The organism is Gardnerella sp. KA01000, from assembly GCF_049244035.1.
Classification (GTDB): domain Bacteria; phylum Actinomycetota; class Actinomycetes; order Actinomycetales; family Bifidobacteriaceae; genus Bifidobacterium; species Bifidobacterium leopoldii.
In genome coordinates this window covers 565,115-577,263 of sequence record NZ_CP058367.1, presented here as the reverse complement: position 1 = coordinate 577,263, position 12,149 = coordinate 565,115, and the positions used below count along the sequence as shown (strand labels likewise).

Below are 12,149 nucleotides of genomic sequence, written 5' to 3'. Positions count from 1 at the left end.
AGGATTGAAGGGCAATGAGAGGGTAAAAAGCCAGCGTAAGCTGTGCTTAAAAACCCGGATTATTGGAAGGAAAGTAGATCACATGACCGATTTCAACTGGTCTGCATTAGACGAGCGCGCCGTAAAGATGGCGAAGGTTCTCTCGGCTGATGCTGTTGAGCGAGCAGGACACGGACATCCTGGCTCCCCTGTTTCATTAGCACCGATTGCGTACACATTGTACCAGCATTTCATTAAGCACGATCCAGCTGACCCAAAGTGGGCTGGCCGCGATCGTTTTATTCTTTCTGGCGGTCACGCTTCGCTTACGCAATACGTGCAGTTGTTCTTCTCTGGATACGGCTTGACTCTTGACGATCTCAAGTATTTCCGTGGCGGTGCAGACACGCGTACTCCAGGCCACCCAGAATACGGCTTGACTCCAGGCATCGAAATGACTACTGGCCCACTCGGTCAGGGTCTTGCCTCTGCTGTTGGTTTTGCTTATGGTCAGCGCTTTGAGCGCGGTCTTCTTGATCCAGAAGCTCCAGCCGGCACTTCCCCATTCGATCACAAGGTTTGGGTTATCTGCGGCGAAGGCGACGTTGAGGAAGGCGTTTCTTCTGAAGCTGCTTCCTTGGCTGGAAACCAGAAGCTTGGCAATTTGACTGTAATCTTCGATGCAAACCATATTCAGATTGAAGGCGACACTAAGCTCACCTTCTCTGAGGATATTCTTGCTCGTTACCGCGCATACGGTTGGTACACCGATGAAGTTAGCTTCATCCAGCCAGACGGCTCCTACAAGGAAGACGTTCAGGCTTTGGCTGCAGCTATTGAAAAGGCTCAGGAAGTTACCGATAAGCCTCACTTCATTAAGGTTAATACTTTGATTGCTTGGCCAACCCCAGGCAAGACTAACAACGAAGCTTCCCACGGCTCTAAGCTTGGCGAAGAAGCTGTGAAGGGCTTGAAGGAACTTTGCGGTTTCGACCCAGAAGTTCAATTCCCAATCGACGAAGAAGCTTTGGCTCACGCTCGCAAGGTTGCAGAGCGCGGCTTGGCTGCTCACAAGGCTTGGGATGAAGCTCTTGCAAAGTGGGCTGCCGCCAACCCAGATAAGGCTGCTCTCTACGAGCGCATTAAGGCTGGTAAGCTTCCTGAAGGCTTCGACAAGGCTATTGACGACTTGGTTGCTGGCTTCGAAGTTGGTTCTAAGGTCGCTACCCGTAAGGCTTCCGGCGCAGTTCTTAACGCAATTGCTGCCGTTATGCCAGAACTTTGGGGTGGTTCCGCTGATTTGGGCGGCTCCAACAACACCAACATTAAGGGTACTGACTCCTTCGGTCCATCCGAGGATGCAACTCGCACTTGGCCAAATGTTTCCGAGTACGGTCGTCAGCTTCACTTCGGTGTGCGTGAGTTCGCAATGGGTGCTATTACCAACGGTATTTTGCTTGGTTCTGACACTCGCCCATTCAACGGCACCTTCTTCCAGTTCTCTGACTACGAGCGCCCAGCAGTTCGCTTGGCTGCTTTGATGGAGATTCCAAACCTCTACGTTTGGACCCACGACTCCGTAGCTTTGGGCGAAGATGGTCCAACTCACCAGCCAATCGAACACTTGACTGCTTTCCGCGCTATTCCTCAGCTTGAGGTTGTACGCCCTGCAGATGAGTACGAAACTGCTGAAGCTTACCGTTACTTCTTCGAGAAGAAGAACAGCTACCCAACTGCCATGATTTTGACCCGCCAGGGCGTTCCAACCCTCGCTGAGACTGCTGAAAAGGCTCGCGAAGGCGTAAAGCACGGCGCTTACGTTTTGGTTGATTGCGAAGGCACTCCAGACGTAATCATCATGGCAACCGGTTCCGAAGTTCAGTGGGCTGTTGCTGGTGCCAAGACTTTGGCAGCTGAAGGCATTAAGGCTCGCGTTCTTTCCATGCCATCTCTCGAATGGTTCGAAGAGCAGGACGAAGAGTACAAGGAAGAAATCTTGCCAAAGTCCGTCAAGGCTCGCGTTTCCATCGAAGCTGGCTTGGCATTGCCTTGGTACAAGTATCTTGGCGATTGCGGCAAGGCTGTTTCTATCGAACAGTACGGCTTACAGGGTGACGGCGGTCAGAACATGATCGACTTGGGCATTACTGCTGAGCACGTAGTAGAAGCTGCTAAGGCTTCTATCGAAGAAGCTCGCGCTTAAGTAAATAAGCGAAATAAAGCTTGATGTATCAAAAGAAAATTGATATGTCACAAAACTAGAAGTGCTGACGAAACACTTCGCAAGAAACAGCGACGGCGTGTTGATGCCGAGCTACCGTTGGTTCGACATCAACCGCTGTTTCTTGTAAAAACGCCAAACTACCGACGTGCCCCAATTGGTGGAGCACAGTGTTAAGGAGATAACATGACTGAAGCAACGCAGCGCACCAGCGATTCCGGCGTTTCTATTTGGTTGGACGATTTGTCCCGTACCCGCATTGAGTCCGGCTCTTTGCAGGATTTGATTGCTAATAAGAATGTTGTTGGCGTTACCACCAACCCATCCATCTTCCAGAAGGCTTTGAGCCAGGTTGGCCCATACGATGCACAGCTTAAGGAACTCGGCAAGGTCGACGTTGAAACCGCTATCCGCGAGTTGACCACCACCGACGTTCGTAACGCAACCGATATCTTCCGCGAGATCGCTGAAAAGACCGACTTCGTTGACGGTCGCGTCTCCATCGAAGTTGATCCACGCTTGGCTCACGATACTGCTAACACTGAGAAGCAGGCTGAAGAGCTTTGGGCAAAGGTTGATCGTCCAAACGTTATGATCAAGATTCCAGCAACTTTGGAAGGTCTTCCAGCTATCACCGCTACCCTTGCTAAGGGTATTTCTGTGAATGTAACCTTGATCTTCTCCCTCGAGCGCTACGAGCAGGTTATCGACGCCTTCATCGAAGGTATCGCTCAGGCTGCCGCTAACGGCCACGACTTGAAGCACATTGGTTCCGTAGCTTCCTTCTTCGTCTCCCGCGTTGATACCGCTGTTGACAAGCTCCTCGAAGCTAACGGCTCTGCTGAAGCTAAGGCTCTTGAAGGCAAGGCTGCTGTTGCTAACGCTCGTTTGGCTTACGAACTCTTCGAGAAGAAGTTCGCAGCTGACCCACGTTGGGCTGAGCTTGAAGCCAAGGGTGCTAAGAAGCAGCGTCCACTTTGGGCTTCTACTGGCACCAAGAACGCAGCTTACTCCGATTGCAAGTATGTTGACGAGTTGGTTGCTGAGCATGTTGTTAACACCATGCCAGAAAAGACTTTGAACGCTCTTGCTGACCATGGCAACGGTGCTGCTTCCATTAAGGGCACTTACGAAGAGAGCCACGCTGTTATGAACAAGCTCGCTGAGCTTGGCATCAACATCAAGGACGTTACCGACAAGCTTGAGGCTGACGGTGTTGCCGCCTTCATCAAGTCTTGGGATTCCGTGATTGCTGACGTGCAGTCCGGCATCGATCGCGTAAACGCCTGATTTGATTAATCAGTAATAAACAAATATAAACCGCACATGTTCGTGGATTAATTCACACATGTGCGGTTTTTGTTTAACTTACAAAGTGTTCAAGCAGCTAATAACTTAATTATACAGTCACTTAATTAATACAGCTTAATCACTTAATAGACTATAGCTTCTTAGTACAGTTTAATATAACTTAATCATTGTCGTCATCGCTATACGACGAATCGCTGCTATCGTCCGATGAAGAACTATCGTCGTCCGATGAAGAGTCATAATCGTCAGAAGAGGAATCGTCGTCGGAGGAAGAATCATCGAAAGGATTCGGCAAATCTGAACCTATCTCACTTTGACTTTGCTCAGAAGTATCAACAGTATAAGTATGATCATTTCCATCTTTATCGGATATCGTGAAATGATAAACGCCAGAATAAACAAGCAAAGTGCACGAATCATCATATAATGAACAATTTGTAATAGTAAAGTTTTCACAGTTAACTTTTATATTTCCAATACTAGAAACATTGTTAACCTTAATCTCATCTGCTAAAGATCCAATATCAATAACATACTTTTTAAAAATTAAAAAGTCCGTCCCATTAGGTCTAAGCAATAAATTCTTATTTACTTTTTTGCCATTAACTTCATACGTTACGTTAACTTTGTAACAAGTATCCGTATTTACATTTAATCCTCTTGACCCAAAATTTCGGACTTCATAAACACTTTTGGACAATCCTGCAATACATTTATATTGGGACGTATAATTAACTACAAATCCTGAAGTCTTAGATTCATTAGCGTAATTATCATACAATAAACCATAACTACCGTTAGTTTGGAAACCACTTAATCCTAGAGATTTCTCATATTCAGAAGTAGCACTAGTATAGTGACCCGCAGAAATCATATCCATATACTTTTTAGCAACAGCTGTAGGAGAATAAACTAAATTATCAATAAGGATATACGCGCCACCAAGCAAAACAACAAGAGCAGCAAAGATACATGATGCTATTTTTATTTTTTTTACTCTCGACTTTTTAAGCATTGCATCATAGTCTTGAACTTCAAAAGCTTGAGAATAATCCTGCTGAGGCACAGCGCCTGCTTGATACGCATAATCAGAACCATATTGCTGATTTTCATAACCATATTCATATTGCGGAGTATTTTGATACACCTAAGTTGGAGAATACTGTGTAGTAATAGTCTGCGTTGGAACAGCCTGCGTATATTGCGTTTGTGTGTTTTCATATTGCTGATTATTTCCATCAATTAAACCACCGCAAGAATCACAAAAGATAGAATCATCCTTGTTACCCGCTCCACATAGGTTGCAATATTTCATAAGCTATTCCTCTACTCTTTTACTCATTTGCAATAAGAATTTGCAACATGATTAAGTTATATATATGCACTTATATTAATTATATTAAACCAATAAATTAGCAAAAACATAATAAAATTATTAATAAAAACTAACAGTAACGCTAGAAAACAAATGCCAAAGAAACTTACTGCAAATGTTCAACAGCAGCTCTCAGTCAGGTCGTCAGCGCACACAAAACACAACTAAATTCCCAATAAATTACCACACTAACCTGCCCTGCCTTCGTCTTTACCGACGAAGGCAGACCTCGCTTGCGTTGAAAGCACACCGCGCTTTCAACCCTAAGCAAGCTCGGCGCTCCGAATTGCTTTCGCGCGCGCTGTGCTGCGCTCAAGCAGGTCGTCGCGCTCACAGAAACTCAGCCATAACAATCGGCAAACATTCAATCGCACCAACGCGCTGATAGTCTTTAGTGTAAATCAGCAACTCGCGCGCAATACGCGAAGAAAACTTGCGCGAGAAAACATCAAGCGAAGCATGAGTTTTATAGCCAGAACTTTTCACTTCAATCGGCACAATTTTATTATTTTCCGCAATCAAAAAATCAATTTCGTAATTGCTCCTGCCACGCTTTTCCGTACTAATCGCAGCACCACCACTTGTGCCATCACTATTTGCGCAATCGCATTCGTCAATCAGATCCTCCGCAAAAGTGTGATAATACAACTCGTGCCCATGCGCACTCAACATTTGCGCAACCATATTCTCATAAACGTACCCAAGATTCGCCTGCAACTTACCGCTAAGCAATCGCGCGTAAATATCATTGCTCGTAAACGACTTATCTTTAAAAGCCAGCGTAACAAACAATCCAGTATCCGCAAGAAAAAGCTTAAATTTAGTCAAATCCTTATACTGAGCCATTCCTGCAGAAGGGTCAGAAGTATGATTCGCAATGAGAACGGTTCCGGAATCCTTTAACTGTGCGAGCTGCTCAAGAATATCATCCGCACCCTTACCAGCAAGAACGCTAGAAACGTGGTATCGCGACGTGTTAGACATAAGTTGTGCAGGAATAGCGTCGAAAATTGCGGAAATTTTACCAGTCGCGTCAATCTTCCTAAAATCATCCTCATACAGTGAAAGAATGTTGCGTTTCACTTGATCCACAGCACTAAAATCGTTAGTCTCAATATAACTTTCTACAGCTTGCGGCATCCCACCAACCAGCATATAAAGACGAAAATCTCTCAGAATCTTCCTGTACGCAGCCTGACCGATTGGCTTTTTAGAATCATATAGTTTACGCAGAAGCGGAATCGTAACTTCATCACCAAGCGCGCGAGTGAACTCCTCATAATCCATCGGATACATTTTCAACTTGTGTTCTTCGCTAGGAATAAGAATATCCTTAACATTTTTGTGAATCGAAATTAGCGAACCGGTTTCTATATAGTCGTATCTTCCGTCGCTTACTAAAGCTTTTATGGCTTGACGTGCTTTAGGGCAAAGCTGTACTTCGTCGAAGACAATGCAAGATTTGCGCTCTTTTAAGCTTGTTTTGTATGCTAGCTGCAGCTGCAAGAAAATATAGTTTACGTCCGAAAGGTCATCAAACAGCTCCTTTACTTCTTTCGATGCGGTATAAAAATCAACAAGAATGTAGCTTTCGTACTCATTTTGGACGAATTCTTTTACGATTGTCGATTTGCCTACGCGACGCGGACCTTCGATAAGCAGCGCTGTTTTGCCGTTGGACTCGCGCTTCCAGGCTAGCATTTCGGAGTAGATTTTGCGTGGGAATTTGAGGGTTGATTCATCACCTTCGTAAACCATTGTAATTCCACCTTTCTTCCCAAAATTGACAATTTTATTTTAGCGCATTACCCCAAAATCGACAATTTTATTTCGCAAATTTACCCCAAAATCAGCATTTTTAATACTCTAATATTCAATAAGCGCAGGTACATATACGCTGTACCTTCAAAAGTTACTAACGCAGAAAACATACTGTACCAGTAACAGCAATCACCCAAACACCGTTAAAAACTAAGTCAACAAGATGAGAAAATAACAGTAATAATAGCAATAGCAGCAATGAATCCAAACAAACTAATCGTGCATCAACAAATACTCTGCCTCAAAACAGGCGCATCTGTGTTTGCTTCAATGCTTAGCACATTAGGATTATCAATTGCAAGTTTTGTTCTAAAAAGAAGAAAACAAGCTAAAAAAATAGTTTACTCATAAAACTAGTAAACTCTAACTAGCCAAACCGCACATGCACGTGGATTAATTCCATCTCATGTGTGGCTTGTTTACATTTGCGTCCAAAAACAAGAAAACGTCCGTAAATTTTGCCAAAACGTCCGTATTTTGTAGAACGCGTCCGATTTACTGCTATTTGCGTCCGATTTTTCACTATTTTCCGTCCGATTTTGCCCGTTTTCAGACACGCGCGTAGTACGTGCCAGAAACAAAATAAGCACCACGCTACAGCCTAGTAACGCTTAATTAATTCTTTCGAGAGCTACCATATTGAATCATATCGTTAACACTATCTCTACTAATCAAGAGTATAACGCGACAATATTTAGATGCGTCGATGTGGGAATTAATGTTTGTAAACATACCTGGATTATATATTTCACCGCACTTATCGGAAGGGTTATATCTCATGAATACTCCATAGTCGCCATGGAAATAAACACTTACACCTTCCTTCTTATTCTCATAATCTTTTTTCAATTTTTTTAATTCATCTTTCAAGAAAGAATCATTCGGAGCAATAGAATTAGCTAAACAGCTTGCTTTATTAGCAAAGTCATCAAAAGACGAGAAATTATTCTTTATATAAATATCTTCTCTATTATATAAAGGCTCCTTAGAAAGCTCGGTTATACCACAATTATTAGCACCTAAACCAACAGCGCCATCGCTTTTACTTATAGCACTGACATCATTACTGTTAACACCACAACTGCACAAACACATTACAGCAGCAGCCATTGCAACAGACGCAACTATTCTCTTAAACATGCTAAAACAACTCCTTCGCAACAAATAAAAACTACTACTATCGTGTTCGATGATTCATCCTAGAATTTAACTTATTAAAATCGTCAACACTGAGAGCATGAAACTCAATACCTCTATAAGGGCGTGACGTTATTACATACGAACGTCCAACATAATTAATAAACGAGAGGTCATTTTCTTTAAAGTAGTCATTAAGATTATCAGGATTGTACTTGCTGAATGTTCTCTCAACTTTAGAAGCTAATTCTAAAGCTTTAGGATCATCAGGATTTAATTCTTTGATAACGCACGGAACAACTTTAGTCAAAGAATGCAAAAGACGACTACTATTTTCTCTAGAATACTCAGGTATAGTGCTATCATCAACGTAACCAGGATCTTCTACGTATTCTTGGTAAGAAAGTGCAGTATGTTCCAAATATCCAGATGAGACTTGCCATTCAGGGATATTGCATGCAATAGCTGCCTCTCTAATAGTTACCTTTTTAGAATGATTAGTGACATTGTTAACAGAACCCACAGCAGTGCCACTATTTTGAGCAGGCTCACCGCACGCGCTCAAACCACACATGCAACCAAGAGCCACAACTAAACAACCCGAAACAAGCCTACACTTACGTTTCACCTTCATACTCCTTATCACTACTTCGCGCTAGTTTGCGCAACTTCGCGCTACTTCGCGCTACCTTGCAATATTTAAAAAATTTCGCAATATTTATTTCTTTCGACCTAATTGATCAAGATTGAACTTGTTAAAATCTTCTTTCGTCATAATAAAAATATAATTATAACGATGTGCCTCATCGGAATTACCACTGAACTTTACTAAAGGAGATGCCCAGTAGTACACATTTGGATCTTCAGGCTCAGCATTGTATTGCGCAATTGCAACAACATCCGAATTTAAATATCTAAAAGAAGTTTCCCCGTCAGTTGTACCTGTCATGTACATATTATCTTTATTTGCAGTAGAAATATTAGACTTTAGCAAGCACAATTTAGTTTTATTAAAATCATTAATCGTTTTAAAACCATTAATAATTGCCATGTTGTATTTAGAATATACAGGATCCTTCATGACTTTTAATCCACACTCTGCAGCTAACGACTTAATAGGATCTCCCGACGGACTCGAAGAATTTATTTTATCATTATTCTCACCGCAACCAGATAAACCTGTTAAGGCTATTGATAAAGATACTACAAAATATATAAATTTTTTTGCTCTACTCATAACTACTAACAACTCCATTATTTATACATATAAAAATCTAATAATCAATGTCTGATGCCGATATTATGAAATACGAAACTAACTCAATAATATTTTTGACATCAAACGGATGATTTGCTAATAAAAAATGCTTATTTAAGTTTTACTATTTTTATACCCTCGTAAGTAGGGTATACGTAATAAGTGTTACCCAAATATGGTGGCATATATTTGTCATAGTTTTCAAGATTAACAGAAATAGAATTGATATCTGAAGATTCTAACTTATCGCTAAATTTTTCTGCAACTTGGTCTCCAGGATTAACATTTTTTATAGCACAAGCATAATCTTTCTTAAATTTTTCTCCAGAAGCATCTTGGTCTCCATCTATAAGAACTGCATCAAATAGATAATCATTTTCATCAGATTTCAATGGCTCGAAGTTGCATTTTTTGGCTACTTCTTTAAGAGATATAGTTTCTGATGAATTCTTACTACTAGCGTCATTAGAAACGGAAGAGCCACTTGCAGGATCCGAAGCATTAGTAGATTCAAAACCACCATTAGCAGGCATATCACTAGCAGAAGGCTCACCGCACGCGCTCAAACCACACATGCAGCCAAGAGCCACAACTAAACAACCAGAAACAAGCCTATACTTACGTTTCACCTTCATACTCCTTATCACTACTTCGCGCTAGTTAACGCAGCTTCGCGCTAGTTAACGCTACCTTGCAGTATTCGCTATATTTCGCAATATTTCTCAGCATTTCTCAGCATTTCGCAATATTTAAAAACATAGCAAAAGCAAAATTTTTCTCTCAACACTTACAAATATACTCCAACCACCAAAAAATGTTGCGCTCAAGCAGGTCCGTCGCGCTAACGCAGAAACAGTACTGCACTAGTAACGAAAAAACGACAGAGCTTGCGCGGGTAACGCGCTCGCTTACGAAAGGTGGGTTATTCACAATCTACTAAAAAGGTTTGAATTAAGCCAGTTGGCAACGCCGTCGTCATTGTTGGAATCGCAAACTTCGTCCGCAATCGCAAGCAAACGCGGATTACTATTCGACACCGCTACCCCATAACCACCGGCACGGAACATATCGATGTCAATAATGTCGTCGCCAAAAACAACAGTACGGCTAGGCTTCACGCCCAAACGATCGCAAATAACGTTCAGTGCATGTCCCTTGTTTGCAAGAGGATTCGTGAGCATCCACAAAACGTCTTCGCTAATATGCAGCGAAAAATCGTCCGGAAGAATGCGCTGAAGCTGCTCTTTCTCGCTATCTCGCGGAACAATAATTATTTTGTCTGCAGTTCCGCTCGGCACATTCGAAAAGTCGGTAATAACAAAATCCTGTTTGCTCCAAAGCATACGAACGTCAAAATTAGTGTAACGAACATCATTCATCACAACTCCAAGACGTAATGTAGGGATTTTATCAAGCAAACGCAAACACACATCGCAAGCATGCTTAGAATCAAAACCAAAACGTAATAACGTGCTTATTTCACGCTGAGAAGTAAGCTCCGAAATCGTGCTATTAGCGCAATCAAAATCGATGAGTGCACCATTGAGATACGCACAAACTTGAGCATTTAAATCGTGAATAAAATCAAAAGCACTTCCGACAGGACGAGCCGTAATAATCGCAAGAGGAATTCCGTTTTCGCGCAAACACTTAGCTGCTTTCACAGTTTCGTTGCTTAAAAAGCGCCCTTCAAAAGTATCGGCATCGTGAAGCATGGTGCCATCAAGATCCGCAATTACTAAAGAAGGAGAAAAACGCATCATAGAAAACACTTATATAAACAAAATGGGCGAATACAACGGGCAAATAAACAGTGAAGCAAGCTTCAGGCAAAGCCTGCAAACAAAGCATATAAACAAAAAGCGCACAATCTGAAGACCATGCGCTTTTCAAAAAGAATACTCAGATGAGCGAAAACTTAGTCATTAAGTTTAAAGCCACAATCACAGCAACCCAAATTAATGCAATAATAACCGTCCAACGATTTAAGTTCTTTTCTGCAACACCAGAGCTACCAGCGTTCTTCGTTAAACCGCCGCCGAACATGTCGGAAAGGCCGCCGCCCTTGCCCTTGTGCATCAAAATTAACAATGTGAGCAAAATGCTAGTGAGCACAAGCAACACCTGCAAAATAATCTTCACAGTGGACACAACCAACCTCCTGTTTTACAGTACTTGGTTAAGTCTAATAATAACCTTTGACCACTTAAGCTTATTTAGTTTCTAAACGTGTTTGTGCAGCCGTTAGTTGCACAATATTAGCAAGTTCTTGCGCATCAAGAGAAGCGCCACCAATTAAGAATCCATCGACATCTGGCTCCGCGATAAGACTTGAAGCATTAGAAGACGTTACAGATCCGCCGTAAAGAATACGGACAGTATCTGCAACATCGTCACCGAACGTAACAAGCAAGTCTTCACGAATAGCCAATGCAGCTTCCTGAGCTGAATTAGCCGTGGCAACCATACCCGTACCAATTGCCCAAACTGGTTCGTACGCAATAATTAAACGCTTAGCTTGCTTCGCATCCAAATCGCGCGTTACATCATGCACTTGCCCTACAGCAAAATCGAGCGCAACACCCTGTTGACGTTCTTTAAGACTTTCACCAATGCAAAGAATTGGCTGCATTCCTGCGGCAAGCACAGCTCGAACTTGATCAACTATATTTGCATCATCTTCAGGATGATACTTGCGTCTTTCAGAATGACCAACAATAACCATTGAGCATCCAAGACTTGCAAGCATATCTGCAGAAACATCACCAGTAAAAGCTCCTTGAGCAGTAACAGAAACAGCTTGAGCTCCGTACAATATTGGCAAATGGTCAGACTCAACAAGAACTTGCACGCTTCTTATTGAAGTAAAAGAAGGCATAAGTGCAATTTCACAATCGTGGTAGTCGTAATGCGCGTCACGCAGTAGCCACGCAAATTTTTGTATAAAATGCGTAGCTTCGCGGTGATTGAAATTCATTTTCCAATTACCAGCGACTAACGGCTTTCTTTTGGAAACCATAATCACCCTTAAAAGTTTACGATTGAGA

At 42.3% G+C, this 12,149-nt stretch carries 12 protein-coding genes; 2 read left to right on the top strand and 10 right to left on the bottom strand.

Annotated elements, in window-relative coordinates; translation table 11 throughout:
• Positions 1–82 precede the first annotated feature (82 nt).
• Complete coding sequence (tkt, locus tag HXT58_RS02095) at positions 83–2,182, top strand: transketolase (protein WP_415706255.1); 2,100 nt, start codon at positions 83–85, stop codon at positions 2,180–2,182.
• Positions 2,183–2,386: 204 nt separating this feature from the next.
• Positions 2,387–3,490, top strand: a complete 1,104-nt coding sequence (gene tal, locus HXT58_RS02090) for a transaldolase (protein ID WP_004119072.1) — start codon at positions 2,387–2,389, stop codon at positions 3,488–3,490.
• A gap of 181 nt (positions 3,491–3,671) precedes the next feature.
• Here the strand turns inward: tal and HXT58_RS02085 are convergent, their stop codons facing one another.
• From HXT58_RS02085 to tpiA, 10 genes are all read right to left on the bottom strand, one after another.
• Positions 3,672–4,658 carry a hypothetical protein gene (locus HXT58_RS02085; protein ID WP_415706253.1) on the bottom strand — a complete coding sequence of 329 codons (987 nt, stop codon included), beginning with the start codon at positions 4,656–4,658 and terminating at the stop codon, positions 3,672–3,674.
• Positions 4,659–4,826, bottom strand: a complete 168-nt coding sequence (locus HXT58_RS02080; RefSeq protein WP_415706251.1) for a hypothetical protein — start codon at positions 4,824–4,826, stop codon at positions 4,659–4,661. It lies immediately after the preceding gene.
• A gap of 390 nt (positions 4,827–5,216) precedes the next feature.
• Positions 5,217–6,644, bottom strand: a complete 1,428-nt coding sequence (locus tag HXT58_RS02075; RefSeq protein WP_415706249.1) for an ATP-binding protein — start codon at positions 6,642–6,644, stop codon at positions 5,217–5,219.
• Positions 6,645–7,322: 678 nt separating this feature from the next.
• Entirely contained in the window at positions 7,323–7,847 is a 525-nt protein-coding gene (locus tag HXT58_RS02070) for a hypothetical protein (RefSeq protein ID WP_415706247.1), read from the bottom strand.
• A gap of 37 nt (positions 7,848–7,884) precedes the next feature.
• Positions 7,885–8,478 (bottom strand): hypothetical protein, encoded by a 594-nt coding sequence (locus tag HXT58_RS02065; RefSeq protein ID WP_112928682.1) that lies wholly within the window; start codon positions 8,476–8,478, stop codon positions 7,885–7,887.
• Between the two features lie 84 nt (positions 8,479–8,562).
• Positions 8,563–9,081, bottom strand: a complete 519-nt coding sequence (locus HXT58_RS02060) for a hypothetical protein (protein ID WP_415706245.1) — start codon at positions 9,079–9,081, stop codon at positions 8,563–8,565.
• A 131-nt stretch (positions 9,082–9,212) separates the two neighbouring features.
• On the bottom strand, positions 9,213–9,737 hold the full coding sequence (locus HXT58_RS02055) for a hypothetical protein (RefSeq protein ID WP_415706244.1): 525 nt from the start codon (positions 9,735–9,737) through the stop codon (positions 9,213–9,215).
• 291 nt (positions 9,738–10,028) lie between these two features.
• A complete protein-coding gene (locus HXT58_RS02050; RefSeq protein ID WP_415706242.1) occupies positions 10,029–10,865 on the bottom strand; it encodes an HAD family hydrolase in 837 nt (278 codons plus the stop codon).
• A gap of 139 nt (positions 10,866–11,004) precedes the next feature.
• Complete coding sequence (secG, locus tag HXT58_RS02045; protein ID WP_004119067.1) at positions 11,005–11,253, bottom strand: preprotein translocase subunit SecG; 249 nt, start codon at positions 11,251–11,253, stop codon at positions 11,005–11,007.
• 61 nt (positions 11,254–11,314) lie between these two features.
• Positions 11,315–12,121: a triose-phosphate isomerase gene (gene tpiA, locus HXT58_RS02040; RefSeq protein ID WP_415706240.1), complete on the bottom strand. Its 807-nt coding sequence runs from the start codon at positions 12,119–12,121 to the stop codon at positions 11,315–11,317.
• Positions 12,122–12,149: the final 28 nt, after the last annotated feature.

Bases quoted from the DNA above. Each gene is read 5' to 3' on its own strand.
- tkt (WP_415706255.1), top strand. From the start codon at position 83: ATGACCGATTTCAACTGGTCTGCATTAGACGAGCGCGCCGTAAAGATG.
- tal (WP_004119072.1), top strand. From the start codon at position 2,387: ATGACTGAAGCAACGCAGCGCACCAGCGATTCCGGCGTTTCTATTTGG.
- HXT58_RS02080 (WP_415706251.1), bottom strand. From the start codon at position 4,826: ATGAAATATTGCAACCTATGTGGAGCGGGTAACAAGGATGATTCTATC.
- HXT58_RS02075 (WP_415706249.1), bottom strand. From the start codon at position 6,644: ATGGTTTACGAAGGTGATGAATCAACCCTCAAATTCCCACGCAAAATC.
- HXT58_RS02070 (WP_415706247.1), bottom strand. From the start codon at position 7,847: ATGTTTAAGAGAATAGTTGCGTCTGTTGCAATGGCTGCTGCTGTAATG.
- HXT58_RS02065 (WP_112928682.1), bottom strand. From the start codon at position 8,478: ATGAAGGTGAAACGTAAGTGTAGGCTTGTTTCGGGTTGTTTAGTTGTG.
- HXT58_RS02060 (WP_415706245.1), bottom strand. From the start codon at position 9,081: ATGAGTAGAGCAAAAAAATTTATATATTTTGTAGTATCTTTATCAATA.
- HXT58_RS02055 (WP_415706244.1), bottom strand. From the start codon at position 9,737: ATGAAGGTGAAACGTAAGTATAGGCTTGTTTCTGGTTGTTTAGTTGTG.
- HXT58_RS02050 (WP_415706242.1), bottom strand. From the start codon at position 10,865: ATGATGCGTTTTTCTCCTTCTTTAGTAATTGCGGATCTTGATGGCACC.
- tpiA (WP_415706240.1), bottom strand. From the start codon at position 12,121: ATGGTTTCCAAAAGAAAGCCGTTAGTCGCTGGTAATTGGAAAATGAAT.